Genomic DNA, 25,615 nt, shown 5'->3' with positions numbered 1-25,615 from the left:
GTCATGAGCAAACTATCCTTGTGCCCATGACGCTAGGCGACCCCTGTGACAGGAGTCAAGTTGCTGTTCGCTCATGACACCGAATGTTCGCTGATCGCCGCCGCCGCGCTGGTCAACACCGCGGGTCGGGACGGCGAGCTGCTGCCCGACATCGCGGCGCTGGACGCCTTCTTCACCCGGCACTCCTACAGCGGGCGGCACGAGCACACCGAGGCCGAGCTGCGCGCGGTCCGGGAGTTGCGGCCCCGGCTGCGCCGCATCTGGCACGCCGAGCCGGCCGAGATCGTCGCCGTGGTCAACGGCCTGCTGCTGGAGCACCGGGCACTGCCGCAGCTGATCGAGCACGACGACGAGCCGTACCATCTGCACGCCGTGCCCCGCGACGCGCCGCTGGCCACCCGGATCGCGGTGGAGGCGGCGATGGCCATCGCCGACCTGGTCCGCGCCGGCGAACTGAGCCGACTGCGGATCTGCGAGTACCCGGACTGCGACAACGTGGTGGTGGACCTGTCCCGCAACCGGTCGCGGCGGTTCTGTGAAGCCGGCTGCGGCAACCGCGCCGCGGTGACCGCCTACCGCGCCCGCCGGGCCGCCGGCCGCTCCTGAGCGGTGTCCGCCCACTCCTCGGCCCGCAGCTCGTACTCCACCTCGCCGTGCTCAGTGCCCGGAATCGGGTCGTCCCACTTGAGGTGGAACGTGCGTACGTAGCGCAGCCCCGCCTTCGTCATCACCCGCCGGGAACGCTCATTGACGGCCATCGTCTCGGCCCAGACCCGCCGCACGCCGACGGCGTCGAAGGCGTACCGGACGAGTGCCCGGGAACCCTCGGTGGCCAGACCGCGCCCCCACATCGAGCGGAGGAGCCGGTAGCCCAGCTCGGCCTCCGTACCGTCCGCCGACGGGTCGAGCGCGAACCAGCCCAGGAACGCATCGCTCTCCCGGTCCAGCGCGGCCCAGCGACCCAGCCCGGGATGCCGGTCGTACTGGGCCAGCAGCTTCGGCAGCTGCACGTCGCGGACCGTGGCAGGCGGGGTGGCGACGCCGCCGGTGAGGTAGCGCATCACCTCGGGATCGCTGTCCAGCTCGACCAGCGCGTCCACATCACCCACGGTGAGCCGCCGCAACCGCAGCCGCTCGGTTGCCGGAGGCAGGCCCGCGTCATCTCCACCCATGGCGGGATCATCCCGTCCACCCCGCGGCATGGTCGAGCTGTTTACCGCGGCCACCTCGAAGGTCCGCGCCCCCACATCCGGCGCGGGCGCGTCAGGGGTGGGTCATCCGGAGCAGGTCGAGCACCTCGTCGAGCTGGGTCTCGCTGAGCTTGCCGGAGTCCACGTGCCCCCGGGAGATCACCACCTCGCGGATCGAGGTCTGCTTGGCCAGCGCCTCCTTGGCGATCGACGCGGCCTCGTCGTACCCGAGAAAGCGGTTGAGCGGGGTCACGATCGACGGCGAGCCCTCGGCGTACGCCAGGCAGACCTCGGCGTCCGCGACCAGCCCGACCACGAGGCGGTCGGCGAACAGTCGGCTCGCCGCGGACAGCAGCCGGATCGACTCCAGCAGGTTGCGGCCCATCACTGGGAGCATCACGTTCAGCTCGAAGTCGCCCTGCGAGCCGGCGAAGCCGACGGTCGCGTCGTTGCCGATCACCTGGGCGCAGACCTGCCGCATCGCCTCGGCGACCACCGGGTTGACCTTGCCGGGCATGATCGACGAGCCGGGCTGGAGGTCGGGGATGCGCAGCTCGCGCAGGCCGGCCCGGGGGCCGGAGCCCATCCACCGGATGTCGTTGGCGATCTTGTAGAGGCCCACCGCGATGGTGCGCAGCTGGCCGGAGGTCTCCACCAGCGCGTCCCGGGCGCCCTGCGCCTCGAAGTGGTTGCGGGCCTCGGCCAGCGGCAACCCCGTCGACTCGCGCAGCTTGCGGATGACGGCGGCGGCGAAGCCGAGCGGGGTGTTGATCCCGGTGCCCACGGCGGTGCCGCCCAGCGGCAGCTCGGCCAGCCGGGGCAGCGCCGACTCCAGCCGGTCGATGCCGTAGCGGACCTGCGCCGCGTACCCGCCGAACTCCTGCCCGAGCGTGACCGGGGTGGCGTCCATCAGGTGGGTCCGGCCCGCCTTGACCACGGTCTCGAACTCCCCCGCCTTGGCCTCCAAGGCCTCCGCGAGCTGGCCCAGCGACGGCAGCAGATCCTCCACGATGAACTGCGTGGCGGCCAGGTGGATCGAGGACGGAAAGACGTCGTTGCTCGACTGGGAGGCGTTGACGTGGTCGTTCGGGTGCACGTCCTGACCCAGCTCCCGGCTGGCCAGGGTGGCGATGACCTCGTTGGCGTTCATGTTGGACGACGTGCCGGAGCCGGTCTGGAACACGTCGACCGGGAACTGGTCGTCGTACCCGCCGGCGACCACGTGCGCGGCGGCGGCCCCGATCGCCGCGGCCACGTTCGCGTCGATCACCCCCAGCTCACCGTTGACCTCGGCGGCCGCGCCCTTGATCTGGGCGAGCGCCTTGATCTGGGCCGGCTCGATGCCCCGGCCGGAGATCGGGAAGTTCTGCACCGCACGCTGCGTCTGGGCCCGCCACAACGCCTCGGCGGGCACCTCCACCTCGCCCATCGAGTCGCGTTCGATCCGGTAACCAGTCGCCTCTGGAGTCGTCACGCGTACCATCCTGCCGCGCCCGCCGCCGACTCGCAGATGAACCCTCAGTCCAACTCGGTCAGCAGTCGCTCCACCTCGTGCTGGTCCGGTGACTCGATCTGTCGGAACAGGGGCAGAGCCCGGGTCAGATGCGCGCGAGCCGCCCTCGGGTCGGTGTCCCGTAGACAGCGGGCGATACCCTCCAGGGCCCGGGCCTGCTCGTACCGGACACTCAACCGGGTCGCGTCGCCGAGCACCCGACGGTGCAGGTCCAACGCGCTGGCGACGTCGCCCTGGTCCAGGATCGCCCGGGCCAGCAGGTTGCGCGAGGCGCACTGCCCCACCCGGTCGCCCACCTCCATCATCGCCACCAGCGCGTCCCGGTGCAGGGCGGCGGCGCGGTCCGGCCGCCCGGCCTCGCGCTCCATCACGCCGATCTCGTTGAGCACCTCCCCCTCGCCGAACCGGTTGGCCCAGCGGCGCTTGAGATGCAGCGCGAGCCGCAGGATCCGACGGGCGGGGGCGAGGTGGCCCAGGCGATGACGGATCATGCCGAGATGCCCGAGCGCGTTGACGGTCTGCCGCATGTCCTTCGTCTGGCGGGCCAGCAGGAGGTGCCGCCGGGCGGTGCGCAGGGCCTCGTCGTACCGGCCCCAGCCGATCAGCGCGAAGCACAGGTTGTTCTGCAGGTTGGTCAGCTCGTGGGCGTCATCCGGCCCGACGACCATGCTGAGCGCCTCGTCGAACTTGGCCTTGCCCTGCCGGAAGTCACCGTTCGCGGCGTACGAGATCCCGAGGTTCCACAGCGTGCTGAGCACGTCGCCCCGCAGACCGAGCCGGCGGCGCAGGTCGAGCGCCACCTCCATCGACCGGATCGCGTCCGGGAAGCGGGCCAGCCGGAAGTACGCCGAGGAGAGGTAGTTCAGCATCACGGCGATCGCCGCCTCGTCGCCCAACCGCTCGGCGACCCGGAGCCCGATCGTGTGGGTCTCGATCAGCTCGTCGAGGTGCCCGCCGTCGAAATTGAGCCGCCAGCAGGCCCGGGCCAGCTGCCAGCACTGAATCGGGAAATCCTCCTCCTCGGCCAACCGGACCAGGGCGGTGAGCGCGGCCAGGTTCTCCTCGAACCACGCCCGCCCCTCGGACGCCGGGGCGGCCACCAGATCGGGCCGGCTGGGCGTACAGACCGGAATGGTGCGCCGGCTGCCCGCCGCCTCGATCGACCAGGCGATCGCCACCGTGACCGACAGGTGATGGTCCAGCAGCCGCTCCAGGGCGGCCTGGCGTTCGTTGCGCCGCTCCCGGCCTTCCAGCAGTAGCCGGGCGTACTCCCGGAGCAGGTCGTGCAACCGGTACCGGCCCGGCTGCACCTCCTCCGCCAGGTGCGCGTCCACCAGCTCGTCCAGCAGCTCCTGCGCGTCGGCCAGTGACAAGTCCGCGAGGGCCGCGGCCACCTGCCTGTCCAGCCGTCCGCCCGGGAACAGGCCGAGCAGCCGGAACAGCCGCTGCGCCGGCGGCGAGACCTGCGCGTACGACAGGGCGAACGCCTGCCCCACCGAGCGCTGGCCGGCGGTCAGCTCGGCCAGCGGACCCGCGCCGGCGACCAGCCGCTCGGCGAGGTCGGCGACGCGCCAGTGCGGTCGGTGCGCCAGGCGGGCACCGGCCAACCGGATGGCGAGCGGCAGCCGGCCACAGCGAAGCACCACCTCGGCGGCCGCCTCCGGTTCGGCGGCGACCCGCTCCGCGCCGGCCACCCGTCCGAGCAGCTCGATCGCCTCGTCGGCGTCGAGAACGGGCAGTGACGACGGTCGCCCCTCGTCCACCCCGACCAGCCGGCGGCGACTGGTGATCAGGACCAGGCAGTGCGAGCCGTTGGGCAGGAGCGGCACCACCTGGTCGACGCTGGCGGCGTTGTCCAGCACCACCAGTGCCCGCCGGCCGGCCAGCTCGGTCCGCCACAGCGCCAGCCGGTCGTCCGGGTCCACCGGCATCCGCTCCGCGGGTACGCCGAGCTGGCGCAGCAGGGAGGCCACGGCCGTGGCCGGCGTCAACGGAGTGCGCTCGCTGTGCCCGTGCAGGTCGACGAAGAGCTGGGCATCCGGGTAGCGGTCGGCGAGCGCGGTGGCCACGTGCACGGCGAGGGTGGTCTTGCCACTGCCGGCCATCCCGTCGATCAGCTGGATCCGGGTGCCGTCCTCCTCGATCTCCTTCACCAGGCGGGCCACCGTGTCCTGCCGGCCGGTGAAGTCACCGATCGCCCGGGGCAACGCCCGGACCGGGGCGACAGGCACGGTTTCCCGGCCGGCCAGGGCCAGGTCGCCGGCGAGCACCCGCTGGTGCAGTTCCTGCAACTCGACGCCCGGCTCGATGCCCAGCTCGTCGGCGTAGATCCGCCGGCCGTCCCGGTAGACCGTGAGCGCGTCGGCCTGCCGGCCGACCGACGAGAGGGCGAGCATCAGTTGGCCGCGCAGGCGTTCCCGCAGCGGATGCTGGTCGACGCTCTCGGTCAGCTCCTCGAGCAGCTCGGCGGCCCGACCGAGGCGCAACTCGACGTCGACGCACTCCTCCAGCGCGGTGAGGCGCTGCTCCTCGAGCGCCTGGGCGCGGCGGCGGACGCTGCGGCTGGGGATGCCGGCGAGCGCCGGACCCCGCCAGAGCACCAGAGCCGCGCGGAACCGTTCCCGCGCGTCGACCAGCCGACCCGAGGCGACAGCGGCCCGGGCGGTTTCGACACCGCGGGTGAAGACCTCGGCGTCCAGGTCGGCGGGTGCGGTACGGACGCCGTACCCCGCCGGGTCGGTGACGATGGTCTCCGGCGAGAGCCCCAGCTCGGCGAACCGACGCCGCAGCCGCGACACGCAGGTCTGCAACTGTGCGCGGGCCGTGGCCGGCGGGCGTTCCTCCCAGACCGCGTCGACCAGTTCCTCGACCGGCACCAGCCGACCGGAGCGCAGCAGCAGCATGGCGAGCACGATCCGGTCGCGGCCGGCGGTGACGGTGGACTCGCCACCGCCGACCCGCAGAGGTCCCAGGATCCCGAACCGCATCTGCTCCCCCGCATCGATGGTGCAACTTCCAGCAGAGTAGCCCCACGGTCACGGATCGCGCCGATCCGGCGATAGTGATCTGAGAGCGGATCGACAGCGGCGCGCCGGAGACTCGCTCCGGGTTGTCGGTGACGGCATCCGACGGGGGCGGTGCGCCCGTCCCACTCACCGGGGCGGGCGCACCGATGTCGGTGGAGCACGGACGACGAGAGGGGGCGCCGGGCTGATCCGCCCGGCGCCCCCTTCGCGTGCTCGTCGGTCAGCGACGGCCGACGGTGAGCACCGGCTTGGTGACCTCGGCGAAGAAGTCGTTGCCCTTGTCGTCGACCACGATGAAGGCGGGGAAGTCCTCCACCTCGATCTTCCAGACCGCTTCCATGCCCAGCTCCGGGTACTCCAGGACCTCGACGTGCTTGATGCAGTCCTGGGCGAGGCGGGCGGCGGGACCGCCGATCGAGCCGAGGTAGAAGCCGCCGTGCTGCTCGCAGGAGCGGGTCACCTGACCCGACCGGTTGCCCTTGGCCAGCATCACCTGCGAACCGCCAGCGGCCTGGAACTTCTCCACATAGGCGTCCATCCGCCCGGCCGTGGTCGGGCCGAACGAGCCGGAGGCGTAACCCTCCGGGGTCTTGGCCGGGCCGGCGTAGTAGACCGCGTGGTCGCGAAGGTACTGCGGCATCGGCTCGCCGGCGTCCAGCCGCTCGGCGATCTTGGCGTGCGCAATGTCCCGGGCCACCACCAGCGGACCGGACAGCGACAGCCGGGTCTTCACCGGGTACTTGGACAGCTCGGCGCGGATCTCGTCCATCGGCCGGTTCAGGTCGACCCGGACGACCATCTCGGCGTCGAGCGCGTCGTCGGTGACGTCGGGCAGGAAGCGCGCCGGGTCGGTCTCGAGCCGCTCCAGCCAGACACCCGACGGGGTGATCTTGGCGACCGCCTGCCGGTCCGCCGAGCAGGAGACCGCGATGGCCACCGGGCAGGAGGCGCCGTGCCGGGGCAGCCGGACCACCCGCACGTCGTGGCAGAAGTACCGGCCGCCGAACTGCGCGCCGATGCCGAAGTTGCGGGTCAGCTCCAGCACCTGCGCCTCCAGCTCCAGGTCCCGGAAGCCGTGGGCGCTCATCGAGCCGGCGGTGGGCAGCGCGTCGAGGTACTTGGCGCTGGCGTACTTCGCGGTCTTCAGGGCGTACTCGGCGGAGGTGCCCCCGATGACGATGGCCAGGTGGTACGGCGGGCAGGCGGCGGTGCCGATCAGCCGCAGCTTCTCCTCCAGGAACTGCATCATCCGCGTCGGATTGAGCAGCGCCTTGGTCTCCTGGTAGAGGTACGACTTGTTGGCCGAGCCGCCGCCCTTGGCCATGAACAGGAACTTGTACGCGTCGGGGTGCCCGTCCGGGTCCTCGGCGTACAGGTCGACCTGGGCCGGCAGGTTGCTGCCGGTGTTCCGCTCGTCCCACATGGTCAGCGGGGCGAGCTGGGAGTAGCGCAGGTTCAGCCTCGTGTACGCCTGGTAGACGCCCCGGGAGATGGCCTCGGCGTCGGCTCCGTCGGTCAGGACGTGCCGACCGCGCTTGCCCATCACGATGGCGGTGCCGGTGTCCTGGCACATCGGCAGCACCCCGCCCGCCGCGATGTTGGCGTTGCGCAGCAGGTCCAGTGCCACGAACCGGTCGTTCGGCGAGGCGGCCGGATCGTCGATGATCGCCCGGAGCTGAGCCAGGTGCGCCGGGCGCAGGAAGTGCGCGATGTCGTGCATCGCCTCGGCGGTCAGCGCGGTGAGCGCGGCCGGCTCCACGGTGAGGAACCGGCGGCCTCCCGGGCCGTGTACGACGTCCACGCCCTCGTCGGTGACCAGCCGGTAGTCGGTCTGGTCGGGGCCGGTCGGCAGGAGGGGGGCGTACGAGAATGCGGCGGCACTGCTCATGAGCGGCAAGCCTAGGGCAGACCGGTCGATCATTCCCACCCGCCGGGCTGCTCCTGGGACGCCGCTCTCATCCGCCCGGCCCGCCGCGCTCCCGCCTCGTCCCGATCACCGCCCGGCGGGCGGCGTCGGCCCGCCGGCTCAGCCGTCCTTGCCGCCGGCCGGGTCGGGGCAGAGCTCCCGCTTGGGCCCGCAGTTGTCGTCGTCCCCGGAGCCGGGGCCGGTGGTGCCCGGGCCGTTGACGCCGCCGTCGCCGGGTGGCCGGGCGGGGGTGCCGCCGCCGGTCGCGCCGAAGCGGACGTACCCGATCTCCCGCCCCTCGCCGACGATCATGCCCTGGGGCCCGACCGCGAGGGCGTTCGCGGGGGTCCGCAGGACGGCCAGCTCACGGCCGGTGCGCGGGTCCACGGCGACCAGCCGGGACGGCTTCTCGTCGGAGACCACCGCCGCGTACGGGGTGAGCGCGGCGCCGGCCTTGCCGCTGGCGGGTCGGGTCCACAGGACCCGGTCGGTGCCCAGCTCGCGGGCCACCACCGAACGCTTGTCGGCGGCCCGGAACAGGGCGTACCGGTCGTCGACCGCGATCAGCTTGGTACCCGGTTCGCCGACCCAGAGCAGCCGCCCGTCGTACCCGTCGATGACCGCCTCGCGGCCGTCCGGGCCGACCCCGATCAGGACGTTCCGCGCGCCCTGCGGGTCCTCGCGCTGCGCACAGCCGGCGCTGTCGGCGGTCCGCAGGTTGACGCCGGCGCGCTGCCAGGCCTCCTGCCCGGTCGCCGGGTCCCGCGCGGAGATGGCGAAGTAGCAGGTGCCGTCCTGGGAGCGGGCGGCGATCCGCAGCATCCGGCCGCCGACCACGGAGATCCGCTCGTCCCTGCCGGGCTCGACGTTCTGCAGCACCCGGCCGGTGGCGGTGTCGACCACGTGCACGCGACCGTCGACCGGGAAGCCGAGCAGTGGTGGCACCGACTCCGGCCCCGCCACCAGGTCGTCGATCCGGGTGGCGGTGAGCCGGCGGGTGCCGCGCAGACCGGGGTTGTCGGCGAGCAGCCCGCTGCTCACGCCGGGGAGGAAGGCCGTCCACAGTGGTGCCGTGCCGCGCGGGTCCCAGGCGCTCAGGGTGCAGTCGGTGGCGTCCGAGCAGCGGGCGTCCAGGAGCAGGTTGCGGTACGTCCACACGGCCACCGCGTCGTCGTCGCGCCGCCGGGTCGCGCCGGTGGCGGGATCGAGCAGCTCGTACCCCTTCACCAGGAGCTTTCCGACGGCGACCACCGGGTCCCGGTCGCCGCCGGCGACCGCGGACCAGTCGGCCTTGCGCTCCCAGAGCTGGGCGCCGGTGGCGAGGCTGCGGGCTTCGACCCGGGTGCGCTGCTCGACCACCACGGTGTCGCCGGCGATGGTCACGCTGCGCGGTGTGCCGCCGACCCGCTCCTGCCAGACGACGTCCGGCTCGGAGATGGGTTCGCTGCGGTCCACCCACTCCCACAGGCCCGGGAAGGGGTTCCACACCCCGGTGGCGGCGAGGGCGACGACCACGGCGAGGCCGAGCAGCAGCCCGCCGCGCACGCTCCCCTTCGCCACACCGCACACGGTAGCCACGATCACGGATCTTCCGTACGCCCGCGCCGCCGTGTCGCCACGCTTTCTGGGGCCGGAGGTGTTAACAGGGGCCCTTCCTCCACCGGAAGCGTCAGGAAGGCGCCCGTCCCTCGGTCCGTACGGCGCTGCGCACGAGCGGCAGCGTGCGGTAGGGAATCTGCTCGGCCAGCGCGATGATCGTCGAGGCCCGCGTGATGCCGGCGGAGGAGACGATCTGGTCGATGACCCGTTGCAGGTCGGTGTTGGAGCGGGCCACGATCCGGCAGAGCAGGTCGCTGGAGCCGGTGATGGTGTGCGCCTCCAACACCTCGGGGATGGCGGCCAGGTGGGCGGTGACCGGGTCGTGGCCGTGCCGCTGACTGATCTCCAGGGTGACGAAGCTGGTCACCCCGAACCCGATCGCGGCCGGTGAGATCTCCGGGCCGAAGCCGCCGATCACACCCCGGTCCACCAGCTTGTCCAGCCGGGCCTGCACGGTGCCCCGGGCCACCCCGAGCCGCCGGGAGCACTCCAGCACCCCGATCCGCGGCTCCTCGGCGAGCAGGTCGATCAAGCGCACGTCGAGCGTGTCGAGCTGTACAGCCTGCTCACCCTTCATGGGTCCAGACCATACCGAATGCGCAACCTGACCAGCGTTTACGCCGACAGTTGCCCACCCGGTGCCGGCCCAGCGATCCTCGCCTCAGGAACCAACCACGGCGGCCCACGAGGCCGGCCGGTACGCGAGGGAGGCCACCATGACCCAGGCGATCGACCGACCCCAGTCGACCGAGGACGTCGACGTCGACCGGCTCGTCGGCGCCGTCGACCACGACATCAGCCACGACCCCTTCCCGGTGAAGGGTCTCGACCACGTGCACTTCCTGGTCGGCAACGCCAAGCAGGCCGCGCACTACTACTCCACCGCGTTCGGCATGACCTGCGTCGCGTACCGCGGCCCCGAGCAGGGCTACCGGGACCACGCCCAGTACGTGCTGACCAGCGGCTCGGCCCGGTTCGTGCTGACCGGTGCGGTACGCCCGGACGCCGACGGCGTCGAGCACGTGGCGAAGCACAGCGACGGGGTCAGCGACATCGCGCTCGAGGTGCCGGACGTGGACAAGGCGTACGCGCACGCCATCGCGCAGGGCGCCACCGGCGTCGTCGAGCCGCACGAGGTGTCCGACGAGCACGGCACGGTCCGGATGGCCGCCATCGCCGCGTACGGCGACACCCGGCACACGCTGGTGGACCGGTCCCGCTACACCGGCCCGTTCCTGCCCGGCTTCGTGGCCCGCGGCCCGATCGTGGACCGGCAGCCGATGATCGACGCCGGCATCCAGCCGAAGCGCTTCTTCCAGGCCGTCGACCACGTGGTCGGCAACGTGGAGCTGGGCCGGATGGACGAGTGGGTCGAGTTCTACAAGCGGGTGATGGGCTTCTCCAACATGGCGGAGTTCATCGGCGACGACATCGCCACGGACTACTCGGCGCTGATGAGCAAGGTCGTGGCGAACGGCACCCGCAAGGTGAAGTTCCCGCTCAACGAGCCGGCGATCGCCCGCAAGAAGTCGCAGATCGACGAGTACCTGGAGTTCTACCAGGGCCCGGGCGCCCAGCACATCGCGGTCGCCACCAACGACATCCTGGCCAGCGTCGACGCGATGCGGGCCGCCGGGGTCGAGTTCCTGGACACCCCGGACTCGTACTACGAGGACCCGGAGCTGCGCGCCCGGATCGGCAACGTGCGAGTGCCGATCGAGGAACTGAAGGCCCGCCGGATCCTGGTCGACCGGGACGAGGACGGCTACCTGCTCCAGATCTTCACCAAGCCCGTGCAGGACCGCCCGACCGTCTTCTTCGAGCTGATCGAGCGGCACGGCTCGCTCGGCTTCGGCAAGGGCAACTTCAAGGCGCTCTTCCAGGCCATCGAGCGCGAGCAGGAAGCCCGCGGCAACCTGTAACACTGTCCAGCGTGACGCAGCCTCCGTCGTACCCGACGCCGCCGGTCGGTGGGCCCCCGCCCGCCACCGGCGGCGTCGCCCCGCCGCCCGGACCACACCCCCAGGGGTACGCCCTGCCACCGCAGTACGCCCCACCCGGGTACGGTCCGCCGCCGTGGTACGCCGGGCCGCCCCGACCGGTGGCCCCGCCACCGACGCTGAGCCCCGGTGGGCAGCCGCTGGCCAGTTTCACCGACCGGCTGCTGGCCACTCTGATCGACGCCGCGGTCTTCATGGTGATCGGCATGGTGCTCGCCGTACCCGCGGTGATCATTTACCTGGCCGTCGTCATGCCCGATCTCCTCCAGGTCGCGCCGGACGGCACCCTCCCCGAGCCCGACTTCGTCAGGGACCTCCTGCTGCCGATGCTGTGGATCGACCTCGGGGCCGTCGCGATCTCGCTCGTGATCGGGTACGTCTACTACGTCGAGATGATGTTCAAGACCGGCCAGACGTTCGGCAAGAAGAGCATGAAGCTGCGGGTCGTGCCGTTGGACCCGGCCCGCACCCTGGACCGTCGGGCCGCCGCCAAGCGGTACCTGGTGCAACAGGTCGCCGGCCTGATTCCCGGCCTGAGCTATCTCAACGGGCTGTGGCAGCTCTGGGACAAGCCCTGGCAGCAATGCCTCCACGACAAGTTCGCCGCCACCGTCGTCGTTAAGGTGTCCCAGTGAGCGAGCGGAGCGAGCGAACCAGCAGGTTCAGTAGCGTGGCGCCTCGCGCCGGCGCGCAGCGAAGCGGAGCGGCGGCGTGAGTGTGGAACCTGGGTGGTACGTCGACCCCGCCGACCCGGAGACCCGGCGCTACTGGGACGGCGAGGGGTGGCTCGGTGCGCCCATCCCCGTCGACGAGACCCCGCCGGAGGGGCCGCCTCCGGCGGAACCGCCGCCCGTCCCGGTGACCCCGGCCGTCCCGGCGCCGGCCGCCCCCGGCCCGGTGACCACCGCGCCGGGCTGGCCGCCGCACCCGGGACCGGGTCCGCAACCAGGGCACGGCCCCGGCTGGGGACCACAGGCGGGTCCTCCCGGTTGGGGACCACAGGGTGCCCCGCCCGGCTGGGCGCCACAGGGTGTTCCGCCCGGCTGGGCGCCGCACGGTGTTCCGCCGGGCTGGCCCGGACGGCCGCCCGAGCCGCGCCCGCATGGCCTGGAGTTGGCAGGCTACGGCCAGCGGTTCACCGCCCGGCTGATCGACTTCGGCATCGTCTTCGCCCTGAACGCCCTGGTCAACGGCTGGTTCGTCTGGCGGTGGATCCAGGAGCTGCTGCCGTACTGGCGGGAGGTGCTCCGGCGCGCGCAGCAGGGCAACTCCTCCACCGAGGGGCTGCCGCCGATCGGTGAGCAGGCCGGGCTTCTCCTGGTGGTGATCCTGGTCATCGCCACCGCGCTCTGGCTGGCGTACGAGGTGCCGGCCATGGCCGCCGGTGGGCAGACCGTCGGCAAGCGGGTGATGCGGATCCGCGCCGTGCCACTCGCCGCCGACCAGCCCCTCGGCGTTGGCCGGGCGCTCAGCCGCTGGACGACACTGGGCATGCCCACCCTGCTCTGGTACTGCGCCGGTCTCGGCCTGGTGCTGCAACTCGTCGACGCTCTTTCCCCGCTCTTCGACCACCCGCTGCGTCAGGCCCTGCACGACAAGCGCGCTCAGACGGTGGTCGTCCAGGTACCCCAGACCACCGGTTCCGCCACCCCGAACGACCGCGACCAGCCCTCGGGAGAAAACCCATGACCGACTCCGGACGTCACCAGCCGGCGCTGCGGCTGACCCGCGCCGACCTCGACGCGCTGCCCAGCTACGTACCGGGGCGCAGCCCGGCCGACCTGGCGCGCGAGCTGGGTCTGCCAGAGGCGATCAAGCTGGCCAGCAACGAGGTGCCGTACGGGCCGCTGCCCGGTGTGGTGGAGGCGGTCACCGAGGCGATCGCCGCCTCGCACCGCTACCCGGACATGGGCGTGGTGGCGCTGCGCGACGCGCTGGCCCAGCGGTACGGGGTGGACGCCGACCGGATCGCCACCGGCTGCGGGTCGGTCGCGCTCGCCGAGCACCTGGTGCGGGCCACCTGCCTGCCCGGTGACGAGCTGATCTACGCGTGGCGGTCGTTCGAGGCGTACCCGATCATCGCGGCGACCAGCGGCGCGACCAGCGTGCGGGTGCCCAACGACGCCGGGCACGGGCACGACCTGGCGGCGATGGCCGCCGCGGTGACCGACCGGACCCGGATGATCCTGGTCTGCAACCCGAACAACCCCACCGGCACGGCCGTACGCCGGGCCGAGCTGGACCGGTTCCTCGACGCGGTGCCGGACGACGTACTGGTGGTCATCGACGAGGCGTACCGGGAGTTCGTCACCGACCCGGAGGTGCCGGACGGGCTCGACTACCTGGACCGGCCGAACGTGGCGGTGCTGCGCACCCTTTCCAAGGCGTGGGGCCTGGCCGGGCTGCGGGTGGGTTGGCTGGTCGCCCAGCCGGTGGTGGCGGCGGCGATCCGCAAGGTGGTGACCCCGTTCTCCACCAGCACGGCTGCGCAGGCCGGGGCACTCGCCGCGCTGACCCAGGCCGCGGAGATGGAGCGTCGTTGCGCCCTGGTCGTCGCCGAGCGGGACCGGGTCACCGAGGCGCTGCGCAAGTTCGTGCCCGACGTGCCGACCAGCCAGGCCAACTTCGTCTGGCTGCCCCTGGGCGACCAGGCGGTGGCGTTCGGCAAGTCGTGCGAGGCGCGCGGGGTCATCGTCCGGCCGTTCGCCGGGGACGGGGTCCGCGTCACCATCGGCACTCCGGCCGAGAACGACGCGTTCCTGGCCGCCGCGGAGGCGGCGCTGGTCTGAGCCGATCAATTGCCGGCCGGTCCGGTCCGCCTTCCCCGTGCTGTGCGGACCGGACCGGACCGGACCGGACGATCAGACGGCCGGCATGGGCTGCCGGAACCGGGCGCGCCGGCGGTACGCGAAGACCCCGAAGATCGGCAACACCAGACCCGGCGCGACCAGCCCATCCGTGAGCACCTGCTCCGACCGGTCGGTGCTTCGAGCAGCACCCGGATGGTGGTCCGGCCGTTCAGTGGCAGCTCCGTCAGGTCGCGGCGAAGATCACCGGCTCCGAGGTGAAGAAGTAGCGCTGGTCGTCGGCGTCCGGGTCCACCGGCCTCCGGAGCCGCTCCACCGCCAGGTAGCCGTCCGCCGCGTACACCGCCCCCGGTGCCCAGCCGGTGCCGTCCGAGCCGGCGTTCAAGGTGAAGCGGGACCGCTCGGCACCCGTCTCGGGATCGAGCGTGACCAGGTCGTTCTGGTCGGTCAGCAGGTGCACCCGGCCCGGCTGGACGGCGACGATCCGACCCTGCCCCAGGTCCGCACGACGCCACAGCTCGGTGCCGGTCCGCGCTGACCGGCCAACCAGCGCCCCGTCGACGACCGCGACCGCCTGGTCGCCGGCAAGCTCCGCGTCGAGCCGGTCCAGCGCGGGCGCGGGCGCAGGCCCGCCCGGGCCGATCAGCCAGCCCCGGCCCGCGGCGTCCCCGGGTGCGACGGTACGCAGCGCCGGACACTCCGACCGGCCGCTCCGGCAGCCCACCGGAGTGACCACCAGCTCGCCAGCCGCCCCGGGCGGACGCCACCGGTTGGTCACCTTGCCGGTCGCCGCGTCCCGGAACTCGACCGCCGCCGGGCCGGCGCAGGTCTCCACGCCGACCAACTGCCCGTCGGGGGTCGTGCCGACGTCACGGCGGCACTCCGCGGCCAGCGCGGCGTGCCAGAGCTCACGCCCGTCGGCGAGGTCGACGCCCCGCGCCTCGCCCGAGCCGGTGGCGACCAGCACGGCGCGGCCGTCGAGCGTACGGGTGAGGTAGAGCCCGGCCGGCGCCCACACCGTCCCGGCACCGGTACGCCGGGACGTGGGCTCCTCCGCCGGCACCGGCCCGTCAGCCGTCCAGGCCACCCGCCCGGTCCGCGCGTCCAGCGCCACCAACTGCCCGTCCGACCACCGGCTCACCACGGTGGTGCCACTCGCGACGACTCCGACCAGCTCCGCCGGCCAGCGCCGGTACGACCAGTACGGGGTGGTCCGGTGCCGCCCGTCGACCGGCCGGTCGGCATAGACCTGGCGGTGCGCGACGTACACCCGCAGCCGGGCGTCCACGATCAGCGGGGCGACCGGCAGCCGACCGACCACGCCGACCGCCGGCTGTGCCGCGGCCGGGTACGCGCCCCGGGCCACCGTGCTCACCTCGGCCGGCGCGAGCACCCGGTGCACGATGGCCGCGACCGCCGCGGTGGCGAGCAGCGCCACGACCGCCACCACGAGCCGTCGCCGGCCCTTCGGGAACCCCATGCCGCACCTCCGCCCGGCACCCTACCCAGCGGAACCTGCCGGACCCCGGTCAGGTCACGCCGCCGCCCCGTCCGGGAACCGACGGGCGGAACCGGCCGGGCGATGGTCAGGCTGCCTCGACGGCGCCGGTGGCACCGGCCGCGTTGGCCGCGAAGGTCAGGTCGGCGAGGTCACGCCGGAGCGCCACCTCGACCGCGCGGGCGGCGAGCGCGCCGAGCAGCAGCGCCACCACCCGGCCGTACGGAGCGGTCGGCACCGCTTCCTGTGTGACGGTGACGGCGGTGCAGCCACGGCGGCGACGCCGGACCGACCGCAGCGTCCAGGTGATCCGGTAGTCCACGCCGGCACCGGAGGTGCAGAGCACAAGCCGGTGCGGGGCGCACGCCTCCACCACCAGGAACTCCTCGGTGAGCGTGCCGCCGCCCGGCTGGGCGCGCTCCTCGCGCCAGGCGGTGCCCGGCCCGAACGGGCCCGGGGTGAGCAGCTCGACCGGGCCGGCGGCGCTCAGCCGGGCAGCGCGGCCGGGCAGGTCGATCAGCAGACGCCAGACGTCGACGGCGTGCGCCTCGATGAACCCGGTAACCGCCACCGTCGACATGCGACCCTCCCGTGTCCCCGACGGTACGCGGGGTGAGGGCCGGGCGGGGCCTCCGGGACGGAATTTCCACCGCCCGGAGGCCACGTTGTCCGTTTCGCCCGGCCACTCTGAGCCGGTCGGCGATCGGTCGGGGGCCGGTCAGCGCTCGAAGCGACCGGCTCGGATCGCGTCGATGAACGCCGTCCATCCCGGCGGGCTGACGGCGAGTGTGGGGCCGGCCTGGTCCTTGGAGTCGCGTACCGCGACGAGACCGACGACGTCGACCAGGTTGTCCGCGACCTCCACGCAGAGCCCCTGGTCGTTGGATCGGCTGCTGGTACGCCATACCGCGCCCGCGAAATCGTGCATCGTCCTACCTCCGTGTGCGATGGGATGCCCCACCGCTGGCAGCCGGGCGGGGCCCGGCCCGCGCGACGGGGCGACGGAATCCGCGACGATCAACGGGGTAAGGCGGACCTGTGATCGCACATCCGGTGCGATCACCGGTCCCATCGATGAGACGGTCTGCCGGACGGGCCCACACCCGCGCCGGAACGACCGCCGGACCCGGTCCGGCGGTCGTTCGAGGTGTGGTGGCGCGGGTCAGCGGGCCGGGCGAACCGTCCCGGTGACCTCACCCAGGGCGATGGTGGTGCCGTCCGGGCCGGGAGCGGTGGCCGTGATGGTGACCGTGTCGCCGTCGGCGAGGAAGGTGCGGCTCTCGTCGCCGAGCTTCACCGGCTCCGCTCCGCCCCAGGTCAGCTCCAGGAACGAGCCGACCTGTCCACGGTCCGGCCCGGAGACGGTGCCGGAGGCGTAGAGGTCGCCGGTACGCAGCGACGCGCCGTTGACCGTGAGGTGCGCCAACTGCTGGGCCGGTGTCCAGTACATGGTGGCGAACGGCGGCTCGCTGACCCGTTCGCCGTTCCACTCGACCGCCAGCCGGAGGTCCAGCCCCAGGTGCGGCACGTCCCGCAGGTAGTCGACGACCGGCGGGTCCTGATCCGGGGCCGGCACGAAGGCCTCGGCGAGCGCGTCGAGCGGTGTCACCCAGGCCGAGATCGAGGTGGCGAACGACTTGCCCAGGAACGGACCGAGCGGTTGGTACTCCCAGGCCTGGATGTCCCGGGCGGACCAGTCGTTGACCAGCACCACCCCGAAGACGTGGTCGGCGAAGTCGTCGACGGCCACCCGCGCGCCCAGCGGGCTGGGCACGCCGACCACGAAGCCGACCTCGGCCTCGATGTCGAGGCGTACGGACGGACCGGTGACCGGGCCGTCGGCGGAGGCGCGCTGGCCGGTCGGGCGGATCACCGGCGTCCCGGACACCACGACCGTGCCGGCCCGCCCGTGGTAGCCGATGGGCAGGTGCTTCCAGTTGGGCAGCAACGGCGGCTGGCCCGGGCGGAAGATCTGCCCGACGTTCGACGCGTGGTGCTCGGAGGAGTAGAAGTCGACGTAGTCGGCCACGTCGACCGGGAGCAGCAACTCCACCTCGTCCAGCGGCACCAGCAGCGGCTCCACCGCGGCCCGGTGCGCCGGGTCGGTCAGCAGCTCGGTGATCCGCTGCCGCACCGCCGCCCACTGGGGACGACCCAGGGCCATGAAGTCGTTGAGGGTGGGCCGGCAGAGGGCGCCGGCGGCCAGCACCAGCTCGGCGGCCTCCGCGGCGGCCAGGTCGAGCACCCACGACCCGATCCGCACACCGATCCGCGGCGGACCCCCGTCGGACCGGAACACCCCGTACGGCAGGTTCGTCACCCCGTACGGCGAACCCTCGGCACCGGTCACCCACGTCATGCGTCGTAGCCCCCGTTCACCAGCCCCAGCCGGATCAGATCGGTCAGTGGTTCCAGGATGCTGCACGAGCCGAAGCCGACCCAGAGCGGCCGGGGCCCGTCCAGCCGGCCGGTCGTGCGCTCCAGCAGCGGGCGCGGGTCGGCCACGGTGAGCAGCTCGGCGACCGTGCCCACGCCGTCGCCCTCGGCGGCCGCCAACGTCGCGGCCAGCACGTTGGCGTAGCCGTGGTGGGTGAAGCCGGTCTCCGGGTCGAGGTGCCGGACCGCCTGGTGCAGCCCCGCGGTCAGCTTGAACGGCAGGTCCCGGGCCCGGCAGGCGCAGATCACCGCGGCCAGCTCGGCCGGGGTGGGGAAGAGTTCGGCGGCCAGCCCGCCGGTGCGGAACTTGGCCGCGACCGGCATCCCGTCCGCCCGCGCGGCGGCGAGCGCGTCCAACGCACCCATCAGCCCGAAGGTCAGCGGCAGCTCGGCGTAGACGGCCTCGACGTCCGGCAGGGAGTCGGCCACCCGCAGCAGCTCGGCGATGCCGGACAGCGGGTCCTCGCCACGCCGGGCCACCGCCACCTCGACCTGCCGGGCGGTGACGCCGTCCGGCGCCAGGAACGACAGCGCGAACGGCAGACCCCCGATCCCGGTGTCACCGATCACGCCGACCACCAGGCCCTCGGCCGGGTCGACGAGACCGCTCAGCTCGCCGGCGGCAACCGTCGAGGCCGGGACCAGCAGCGGGCCGACCAGGTCGGCGTACCAGGCGGTGCGGTGCCGGCGGTGGGCGGCCAGGGCGTCGGGCAGCGCGGCACTGCCCGGAGGGAAGACGGCGGCGTCATCCACCAGGCCGTCGAGGAGTGCGGGCACCTGCGTTGACACGGAACAAGAATGTACGGGACGCTACAAGGAACGGACAACAGCGTCCGATTATCGGACGCCACCGGGCCGGTGAACGGGACATATCGGGAGGCGAGATGCCGTACTACCGCAGCGTCGGCGAGGTGCCACGCAAGCGCCACACCCAGTTCCGTCAGCCCGACGGCAGCCTCTACGCCGAGGAGCTGATGGGCCAGGAGGGCTTCTCCTCCGACTCGTCCCTGCTCTACCACCGGCACGCGCCCACCGCGATCCTGGCCGCCGACGAGTTCACCCCGCCCGCGTCCACCCGGACGCCGAACCTGCCGCTCAAGCCCCGTCACCTGCGCACCCACAAGCTCGACGCCGGCGGCGCCGACCCGATCCTCGGCCGGCAGTACCTGCTCGCCAACGACGACGTGCGGATCGGGTACGTGCTCGCCGACCGCCCCTCGCCACTGTTCCGCGACGCCACCGGCGACCACTGCCTCTACCTGGAGTCGGGCGAGCTGCGGGTCGAGTCCCCGTTCGGGGTGCTGGAGGCGGTGGCCGGCGACTACGTCGTCATCCCCACCTCGACCATCCACCGGCTGGTGCCGACCGGTGAGCAGCCCGTCCGGCTGCTCACCATCGAGGCGGCCGGGCACATCGGCCCGCCCAAGCGCTACCTCTCGGTCCGCGGCCAGTTCCTGGAGCACTCGCCGTACTGCGAGCGCGACGTCCGCGGCCCGGACGCCCCGCTGCTCGTCGACGGCGAGGAGGCGGAGGTGCTGGTCCGGCACCGGCGTGGTTGGACCCGCTACGTCTACGCCAACCACCCGTTCGACGTGGTCGGCTGGGACGGGCACCTCTACCCGTGGGCGTTCTCCATCCACGACTTCGAGCCGATCACCGGCCGGATCCACCAGCCCCCGCCGGTGCACCAGACCTTCCAGGGTCCCAACTTCGTCATCTGCTCGTTCGTGCCCCGCAAGGTCGACTACCACCCGAGCGCGATTCCGGTGCCGTACAACCACCACAACGTCGACTCCGACGAGATGCTCTTCTACACCGGCGGCAACTACGAGGCCCGGCGCGGCTCCGGCATCGAGCAGGGCTCGATCTCACTGCACCCGTCCGGCTTCACCCACGGCCCCCAGCCGGGTGCCGCGGAGCGCTCCATCGGCGCCGACTACTTCGACGAGCTGGCCGTCATGGTCGACACCTTCCGCCCGCTGGACCTCTGCGACGCGGCCCGCACGTGCGAGGACGACGGGTACGCCTGGACCTGGGCGCGCCGGGTCTAACCGGCGGGCGTCAGCGGAAGGCGGTGCGGGTGAAGATGGCGAATTCGGCTACCGCGGTGGCGGCGATGGCCAGCACCAGCGGCCACGGCGAGCCGACCACCGCGTACACCACGAGCAGCACCGGCGCGGCGGCCACCGCGTAGATCGCCAGCGCCATCGTCCGGTCCGAGTGCAGCAGCTCGGGTAGGACGGTCCGGGTCAGGCCCGGCAGCCGCGCCGCCAGCTGCCAGACCACGACGCCTCCGGTGAGCGCGGCGAGCACCGACAGGATGCGGGAGAACCCGTCGTTCGCCGAGGCCGCGAACGCCACCACCACCGCGGCCACCAGCGACCAGCCGGCGCCGTAGAGCACCAGACGGTGCAGGCCGTAGGCGATGGTCCGCCCGGAGTCCATGCGGCTCGGGCTGATCGTGGCCGCCTCGGCGAGGTATTCCAGCGCCTCCGACCAGCGGCGCTGCTCCAGCCGGATGACACCCACGTCGTGCCGAACCTCGGCGAGGCGCGGGTCGAGCCGCAACGCCTCCCGGTAGGCCCGCTCGGCGAGGTCGAACAGCTCCAGCCGGGCGGCGACCAGGCCGAGCACCAGGTGGGCCTGCGGTTCCTCCGGGGCCAGTTCCACCCCGCGCCAGGCCGCGTTGAGCGCCGACTGCCCGTTGCGCGCGCCGGCCAGGATCGCCGCCGCGCTGCGTTGGGCGTACGCGTCGGCCGCGCCGAGCGCCAGAATCCGGTCGGCGGTGGCGGCCGACTCCGGATAGCGCTCCAGGTCGGCCAGCGCCATGCCCCGGACGACCAGCGGAGGGAGCGCCTCCGGTGCGGCGGCCACGGCGGCGTCGGCGGCGGTGAGCGCATCGGCCGGCCGGCCGGCGGCCAGGTGCACGCGGGCCAGCATGGTGAGCGCGTCGGCGTCATCGGGCCGGAGGGCGAGCCCGTACGTCAGTTCCCCGGCCGCCTCGTCGTGCCGCCCGAGTTCGGCGAGGAGCTGTGCGCGCTGGAGGCAACCGTCGGCGGCGGACTGGTCGGGGGTGGGGTCGCTGGACATCGCGGCGAGCCTAGGCGGCCGGGGCGTCGTACACCAGGGCCACCGCGATGCCGGCGAGCCCTTCCTCGCGGCCGGTGAAGCCGAGGCCGTCGGTGGTCGCGGCGGAGACGGTCACCGGGGCGCCGACGGCGGCGGAGAGCACCTGCTGGGCCTCCTCGCGGCGTCGGCTGATCTTGGGTCGGTTGCCGACGACCTGCACGGACACGTTGCCGATCTCCAGGCCGGCGGCCCGCACCCGACGGGCCGTCTCGGTGAGGAGCGCCACCCCGGACGCGCCGGCCCACTCCGGCTGGCCCACCCCGAAGGTGGAGCCGAGATCGCCGAGACCGGCGGCGGAGAGCAGCGCGTTGCAGGCCGCGTGCGCGGCCACGTCGGCGTCCGAGTGCCCGGCCAGGCCGTCCTGGTCGGGCCAGAGCAGGCCGGCCACCCAGCAGGGCCGGCCGGGCTGGAAAGCGTGCACGTCGGTGCCGACGGCCACCCGGGGAATGATCATGATCAGAGGGTACGCGTCAACCGGCGGTGGCCAGCAGGTGTTCCGCCAGCGCCAGGTCGAACGGGCGGGTGATCTTCAGCGCGTACTCCGAGCCGGGCACGCAGCTCACCGGGATGCCCTGCTTCTCGACCAGCCCGGCGTCGTCGGTGAGCGAGTCGCCGGCTGCGGCGTGCGCGGCGGTGAGCACGGACCGGCGGAAGCCCTGCGGGGTCTGCACCGCGCGCAGGGCGGATCTGTCGACGGTGCCGAGCACCACCTCGCCAGCGTCGACCTCCTTGATCGTGTCGACGACCGGCAGCACCGGGATGACGGCGTCGCGCCCGCCACGGACCGCCGCCGCGACGGACTCGACCAGCTCCGGCGGCGTCAGCGCGCGGGCGGCGTCGTGCACCAGGATGATCGCCGGACCGGCGGGCACCGCGGCCAGCGCGGCGGCCACCGACGCCTGCCGCTCCGCGCCGCCGGGCACCACGGTCACCGGGGCCACCGGAGCGAGCAGCTCACGAACGGCCGTCACCTCGGCAGCCGGGGCGGCCACCACGATCGTGTGCACCGAGGGCGCGGCGGCCAGTCGGCGCACGGCGTGCACCAGCAGCGGCTCCCCGCCGAGCAGGCGCAGCGCCTTGGGCCGGCCGGGGCCGAGCCGTACGCCGGCACCCGCCGCAGGCACGAGGACCGCGACGTCACCGCGCGGATTGAGCTGCGCGGTCACGTCGCGGTCCTCGGTGGTTTCTTCAGTAGGAAGTGGGTACGACGATGCTGTGCGGACTAGGCCTCGGTGAGCACCTTGTCGAGCAGCGTCTCCGCCTCGTCCTTGGTGCTCTTCTCCGCCAGCGCGACCTCGCCGACGAGAATGTCGCGGGCCTTGGCGAGCATCCGCTTCTCGCCCGCGGAGAGGCCCCGCTCCCGCTCCCGACGCCACAGGTCACGCACGACCTCGGCGACCTTCAGCGGGTTGCCGGAGGCCAGCTTTTCCAGGTTGGCCTTGTAACGCCGCGACCAGTTCGTCGGCTCCTCGGTGTGCGGAGCCCGGAGAACGTCGAAGACCTTGCCGAGGCCCTCTTCGCCGACAACCTCACGCACGCCCACGATCTCGGCGTTCTCGGCCGGCACCCGGACCGTCAGGTCACCCTGCGCGACCCTCAGGACGAGGTACTGCTTGGGCTCGCCCTTGATGACCCGAGTCTCGATTGCCTCGATGAGTGCGGCCCCGTGGTGGGGGTAAACAACGGTCTCGCCGACACTGAAAACCATAGGTTCGAAACCCCTTTCGCTGTGTCTAGGGTAACACGGTCAGGCACCGATGTCTCACCGATGTCCTGACCGTTGGCGCAGCTCAGGGGCCCTGTGAGAGGTCTTTCTTCAGCTTGACAGGCCGTCAAACCAATGATTCGAACACGCTCCGTAACGCACGGATGACTTCCCGGTACGGGTGATCAGAACGTCGAGATCAAGGGCTATGCGCTCACCTCATGGTATCCCGCCGGACGGGACCGCGCCCAGGTGTAGCGGGAGGTGCCCCCGGTGCGGGACGCTGGAGGTCGCACCACACCCAGCTCTCGAGACGCTGCCAGGGGGTCCGATGGGCAAGCCGGACGCAGAGGGCCAGGGGCTGCCCGACCTGCCGCCCGAGTGGGGCCGGGTGGTCGTCCCCGACGACGCCTCCACGCTCGCCGCCGAGGCCGCCCAGATCCGCCGTGAGCTGCGCCGGGCCGCCCGTCGACCGAGTGGCCACCGGGCCCTTGCCCTGCCGCTGCTGGTGCTGCTGGTGGCGGTGCTCACCACGCTGGCCGGCCTGCTCGCCGTCACCTGGCCACGCGCCAACCGCGGCACCGACCGCCCGACCCCGGCTCCCTACGCGCCACCCGCCACCCTCACCGGGCGGGCGCTGCCCGCGCTGGACCTGGTCGACGCCGGCCAGGCACCGGTGCCGCTGCGGGGCCTGCTGCCCGTCATGATCATCCTGGTGGACGGCTGCGCCTGCCCGGACCAGGTCGCCGACGCCGTGGCGGTGGCACCCGTCGGAGTGGCCGTGGTCACCGTCACCGGAGGGCGGACGGTGCCCGCCCCGCCGCCGGCCGCGCGGAACGTCCGCGCGCTGGCCGACCCGGCCGGTGGGCTGCGCTCGTTCCTGGGCCAGCCGGCCCGCCCCGGCGCCGCGACCGCGCTGCTGGTCGACCGCACCGGAGTGGTGACCCGGGTGGTGCCCGAGCTGGGGCCGATCGACGCCTACCGGGAGGACCTGAGCGCCCTCGCCGCCTGACCGGGCGGCCGGCGGCCTAGCGGGGCAGCGCGACGAGCTGCGCCTGGACGTCGATCGACTTGTCGCCGACGGCCGACAGGGAGACCCGGAACGGCCCGCCACCGGGCAGCACGTCGGCGGAGGCGGTCGTGCCGTCGCAGTCGATCCGCGGCGGGCCGGCGATCTCGGCCCCGGTGCTCGTCACCACCAACGTGCCGGGCCGGGTGCACCGGTACTGGAGCAGGTAGCGGGCGCCGTCATCGGTCGACTGCCGGGTCACCCCCTGACCAGGGGTGAGCTCCCTCTGCTCCCGCCAGATCGTCTCCGTGAACAGGGGCAGCCCACCCGACGGGTCCGGTTGGTAGAGGAACTCGCCCGCAGGGCCGTCGAGGTCGGTGACCATGCCCGTCTCCGGGTCGATCCACACCGTCGACGTCTCCCCCGCACGGACGGCCTCACCCGTCTCGGTCTCCAGCCGCACCGTGCGCCGCACGTCCGGCACGCCGGACGGCGTGCCATCTCCCGGCCCGACCTCGTCGAGCCGGGCGGTCGGGGTCGGAGCCGGTCGGGCCGTCGGAGCGGGTGCGGCGGCCCGCCACCACCAGCCGCCGACGGCCAGGGCGGCCAGGGCCACGCCCACCAGCGCCACCGCCCGCAGCCGGTCGTCCGCCGCAGCATCCATGCGGCGAGCGTACCGGCCGGGTCGTTCGGCGATCAGCCCTGTCGATCGAGCAGCGCGGCGTACAGGGTGAGGCCCGGACCGAACGCCAGCATGACGATCCGCCGGGGCGCCACCGCCGCGCGGCTCAGCCGATCCAGGATCAGCAGCACCGTCGGCGAGGAGCAGTTGCCGTGCTCGTCGAGCGTCGCCCGGGACGCGGCCAGCGCCTGCGGCGGGAGGGCCAGCTCCCGCTCGACCACGTTGAGGATCCGCGGCCCACCCGGGTGCACCGCCCAACCGTCCACCTCGGCGACGGTGGTGCCGTGCCGGGCCAGAAGGTCGTCGACGAGCCCACGGACGTGCCTGGAGAGCACCTGCGGCACCTTCGGCGACAGCCCCATCCGGAAGCCGGCGTCGGTGACGTCCCAGGTCATGTGGTCGGCGGTGGAGGTGTCGGTGATCGAGGTGACCTCGCGCATGGCGTACCCCGGGCCGCCCGGCACCACCACGGCGGCGACCGCGGCGTCCGAGAAGAGCGCGTGCGAGACGATCTGCTGGGTGTCCACCCGGGCGCTGGACGGCTGGATGTGCAGGCTGGTCAGCTCCGCGCAGAGCAGCAGCGCGGGGCGACCTCGCGCGGTGACGAAGTCGCTCGCCGCGCCCAGCCCGGGCAGAGCCGCGTAACAGCCCATGTGACCGACGAACATCCGCTGGGTGTCCGGGGCCATGCCGAGGTCCCGGGCGAGCAGGATGTCCAGCCCCGGGGTGGCGTACCCGGTGCAGGAACAGACGATGAACAGCCCCACATCGCCGGCGCCCAGCCCGGCCGCGGTCAACGCGCGGCCCACCGCCTCCTTGCCCAGCGGCAGCGCCTCCACCTGGTAGCGGCGCATCCGGCGCTCGGTCGGCCAGTCCGAGACGTCCTCCAGCAGGGGATTGACGGCGGCCTGTCGCCGGGTCACCCCCGAGTTCGCGAAGATCCGCTGGGCCAACGACCGGGTGGTGCCGGAGAAGTGCCGGGAGAAGAAGCCCTCCCACAACTCGTCCTGCGAAGCGGACGGCGGCTGTGCCGCCCCGAGCCCCGCGATCACTGGTACGGCCACGATCCCCACCTCTCGTCCGACGCTGTCCTCCCCCGGTTCCTCCCCCCGGCC

General features: G+C 73.1%; 24 protein-coding genes. 7 read left to right on the top strand and 17 right to left on the bottom strand.

Going from position 1 to position 25,615, the window contains the following annotated elements; all coding sequences use genetic code 11:
- Positions 1 to 60: 60 nt before the first annotated feature.
- Positions 61 to 606 carry a CGNR zinc finger domain-containing protein gene (locus AB0K07_RS23945; RefSeq protein ID WP_363757700.1) on the top strand — a complete coding sequence of 182 codons (546 nt, stop codon included), beginning with the start codon at positions 61 to 63 and terminating at the stop codon, positions 604 to 606.
- Here the strand turns inward: AB0K07_RS23945 and AB0K07_RS23940 are convergent.
- The 6 genes from AB0K07_RS23940 to AB0K07_RS23915 all read right to left on the bottom strand — a co-directional run bounded on the left by AB0K07_RS23940 (position 573) and on the right by AB0K07_RS23915 (position 9,811).
- Positions 573 to 1,172, bottom strand: coding sequence for a GNAT family N-acetyltransferase (locus tag AB0K07_RS23940; RefSeq protein WP_363757698.1), 600 nt, complete (start codon positions 1,170 to 1,172; stop codon positions 573 to 575). The genes AB0K07_RS23945 and AB0K07_RS23940 overlap by 34 nt on opposite strands.
- Positions 1,173 to 1,263: 91 nt before the next feature.
- On the bottom strand, positions 1,264 to 2,673 hold the full coding sequence (locus AB0K07_RS23935; protein ID WP_363757696.1) for a class II fumarate hydratase: 1,410 nt from the start codon (positions 2,671 to 2,673) through the stop codon (positions 1,264 to 1,266).
- A 35-nt stretch (positions 2,674 to 2,708) separates the two neighbouring features.
- Positions 2,709 to 5,690 carry a BTAD domain-containing putative transcriptional regulator gene (locus AB0K07_RS23930; protein WP_363757695.1) on the bottom strand — a complete coding sequence of 994 codons (2,982 nt, stop codon included), beginning with the start codon at positions 5,688 to 5,690 and terminating at the stop codon, positions 2,709 to 2,711.
- 259 nt (positions 5,691 to 5,949) lie between these two features.
- Complete coding sequence (locus AB0K07_RS23925) at positions 5,950 to 7,617, bottom strand: fumarate hydratase (RefSeq protein WP_363757693.1); 1,668 nt, start codon at positions 7,615 to 7,617, stop codon at positions 5,950 to 5,952.
- A 138-nt stretch (positions 7,618 to 7,755) separates the two neighbouring features.
- Entirely contained in the window at positions 7,756 to 9,195 is a 1,440-nt protein-coding gene (locus tag AB0K07_RS23920) for a PQQ-binding-like beta-propeller repeat protein (RefSeq protein ID WP_363757691.1), read from the bottom strand.
- Positions 9,196 to 9,304: 109 nt separating this feature from the next.
- On the bottom strand, positions 9,305 to 9,811 hold the full coding sequence (locus tag AB0K07_RS23915) for an Lrp/AsnC family transcriptional regulator (protein ID WP_363757689.1): 507 nt from the start codon (positions 9,809 to 9,811) through the stop codon (positions 9,305 to 9,307).
- 139 nt (positions 9,812 to 9,950) lie between these two features.
- Between AB0K07_RS23915 and hppD the strand changes: the two genes are divergently transcribed.
- From hppD to hisC, 4 genes are all read left to right on the top strand, one after another.
- On the top strand, positions 9,951 to 11,156 hold the full coding sequence (hppD, locus tag AB0K07_RS23910; RefSeq protein WP_363757687.1) for a 4-hydroxyphenylpyruvate dioxygenase: 1,206 nt from the start codon (positions 9,951 to 9,953) through the stop codon (positions 11,154 to 11,156).
- Positions 11,157 to 11,167: 11 nt separating this feature from the next.
- Positions 11,168 to 11,869 carry an RDD family protein gene (locus AB0K07_RS23905; RefSeq protein WP_363757685.1) on the top strand — a complete coding sequence of 234 codons (702 nt, stop codon included), beginning with the start codon at positions 11,168 to 11,170 and terminating at the stop codon, positions 11,867 to 11,869.
- 76 nt (positions 11,870 to 11,945) lie between these two features.
- Positions 11,946 to 12,923, top strand: coding sequence for an RDD family protein (locus tag AB0K07_RS23900; RefSeq protein WP_363757683.1), 978 nt, complete (start codon positions 11,946 to 11,948; stop codon positions 12,921 to 12,923).
- A complete protein-coding gene (hisC, locus tag AB0K07_RS23895) occupies positions 12,920 to 14,023 on the top strand; it encodes a histidinol-phosphate transaminase (RefSeq protein ID WP_363757681.1) in 1,104 nt (367 codons plus the stop codon). The genes AB0K07_RS23900 and hisC overlap by 4 nt, the downstream gene beginning before the upstream one ends.
- A 244-nt stretch (positions 14,024 to 14,267) precedes the next feature.
- Here hisC and AB0K07_RS23890 read toward each other — a convergent pair whose 3' ends face one another.
- The 5 genes from AB0K07_RS23890 to AB0K07_RS23870 all read right to left on the bottom strand — a co-directional run bounded on the left by AB0K07_RS23890 (position 14,268) and on the right by AB0K07_RS23870 (position 18,764).
- Positions 14,268 to 15,521, bottom strand: coding sequence for a PQQ-binding-like beta-propeller repeat protein (locus tag AB0K07_RS23890; protein ID WP_363757679.1), 1,254 nt, complete (start codon positions 15,519 to 15,521; stop codon positions 14,268 to 14,270).
- A 106-nt stretch (positions 15,522 to 15,627) separates the two neighbouring features.
- On the bottom strand, positions 15,628 to 16,119 hold the full coding sequence (locus AB0K07_RS23885) for an SRPBCC family protein (protein WP_363757677.1): 492 nt from the start codon (positions 16,117 to 16,119) through the stop codon (positions 15,628 to 15,630).
- 138 nt (positions 16,120 to 16,257) lie between these two features.
- Positions 16,258 to 16,467 (bottom strand): DUF397 domain-containing protein, encoded by a 210-nt coding sequence (locus tag AB0K07_RS23880; RefSeq protein WP_363757675.1) that lies wholly within the window; start codon positions 16,465 to 16,467, stop codon positions 16,258 to 16,260.
- Between the two features lie 234 nt (positions 16,468 to 16,701).
- Positions 16,702 to 17,898, bottom strand: coding sequence for a fumarylacetoacetase (gene fahA / locus AB0K07_RS23875; protein WP_363757673.1), 1,197 nt, complete (start codon positions 17,896 to 17,898; stop codon positions 16,702 to 16,704).
- Positions 17,895 to 18,764 (bottom strand): hypothetical protein, encoded by an 870-nt coding sequence (locus tag AB0K07_RS23870; protein ID WP_363757671.1) that lies wholly within the window; start codon positions 18,762 to 18,764, stop codon positions 17,895 to 17,897. The genes fahA and AB0K07_RS23870 overlap by 4 nt, the downstream gene beginning before the upstream one ends.
- 95 nt (positions 18,765 to 18,859) lie before the next feature.
- On the opposite strand from AB0K07_RS23870, the gene AB0K07_RS23865 reads away from it, so the two are divergent.
- Entirely contained in the window at positions 18,860 to 20,026 is a 1,167-nt protein-coding gene (locus AB0K07_RS23865) for a homogentisate 1,2-dioxygenase domain-containing protein (RefSeq protein ID WP_363757669.1), read from the top strand.
- A 10-nt stretch (positions 20,027 to 20,036) separates the two neighbouring features.
- Here the strand turns inward: AB0K07_RS23865 and AB0K07_RS23860 are convergent, their stop codons facing one another.
- Genes AB0K07_RS23860 through AB0K07_RS23845 form a run of 4 tightly spaced genes read right to left on the bottom strand, consistent with a single transcriptional unit; the run spans position 20,037 to position 22,812 of the window.
- The gene (locus AB0K07_RS23860) at positions 20,037 to 21,065 is read right to left on the bottom strand and encodes a tetratricopeptide repeat protein (protein WP_363757667.1); all 1,029 of its coding nucleotides are present in this window, start codon (positions 21,063 to 21,065) and stop codon (positions 20,037 to 20,039) included.
- Between the two features lie 10 nt (positions 21,066 to 21,075).
- Complete coding sequence (gene ispF, locus AB0K07_RS23855) at positions 21,076 to 21,561, bottom strand: 2-C-methyl-D-erythritol 2,4-cyclodiphosphate synthase (protein WP_363757967.1); 486 nt, start codon at positions 21,559 to 21,561, stop codon at positions 21,076 to 21,078.
- Positions 21,562 to 21,574: 13 nt separating this feature from the next.
- A complete protein-coding gene (gene ispD / locus AB0K07_RS23850) occupies positions 21,575 to 22,270 on the bottom strand; it encodes a 2-C-methyl-D-erythritol 4-phosphate cytidylyltransferase (protein WP_363757665.1) in 696 nt (231 codons plus the stop codon).
- 56 nt (positions 22,271 to 22,326) lie between these two features.
- Positions 22,327 to 22,812 (bottom strand): CarD family transcriptional regulator, encoded by a 486-nt coding sequence (locus tag AB0K07_RS23845; RefSeq protein ID WP_007073334.1) that lies wholly within the window; start codon positions 22,810 to 22,812, stop codon positions 22,327 to 22,329.
- Positions 22,813 to 23,140: 328 nt separating this feature from the next.
- Here AB0K07_RS23845 and AB0K07_RS23840 point away from each other — a divergent pair, with 328 nt between their 5' ends.
- Complete coding sequence (locus AB0K07_RS23840; RefSeq protein ID WP_363757663.1) at positions 23,141 to 23,821, top strand: hypothetical protein; 681 nt, start codon at positions 23,141 to 23,143, stop codon at positions 23,819 to 23,821.
- Positions 23,822 to 23,837: 16 nt separating this feature from the next.
- Here AB0K07_RS23840 and AB0K07_RS23835 read toward each other — a convergent pair whose 3' ends face one another.
- Both AB0K07_RS23835 and AB0K07_RS23830 read right to left on the bottom strand, forming a co-directional pair.
- Positions 23,838 to 24,482 (bottom strand): hypothetical protein, encoded by a 645-nt coding sequence (locus AB0K07_RS23835; protein WP_363757661.1) that lies wholly within the window; start codon positions 24,480 to 24,482, stop codon positions 23,838 to 23,840.
- A gap of 32 nt (positions 24,483 to 24,514) precedes the next feature.
- On the bottom strand, positions 24,515 to 25,573 hold the full coding sequence (locus AB0K07_RS23830) for a type III polyketide synthase (RefSeq protein ID WP_363757659.1): 1,059 nt from the start codon (positions 25,571 to 25,573) through the stop codon (positions 24,515 to 24,517).
- Positions 25,574 to 25,615 lie beyond the last annotated feature (42 nt).

The sequence above is a fragment of the Micromonospora sp. NPDC049301 genome (genome assembly GCF_040678715.1).
Taxonomy (GTDB): domain Bacteria; phylum Actinomycetota; class Actinomycetes; order Mycobacteriales; family Micromonosporaceae; genus Micromonospora.
The sequence above is the reverse complement of the archived record's forward strand: the minus strand, read 5'-3'. Positions and strand labels throughout refer to the sequence as shown.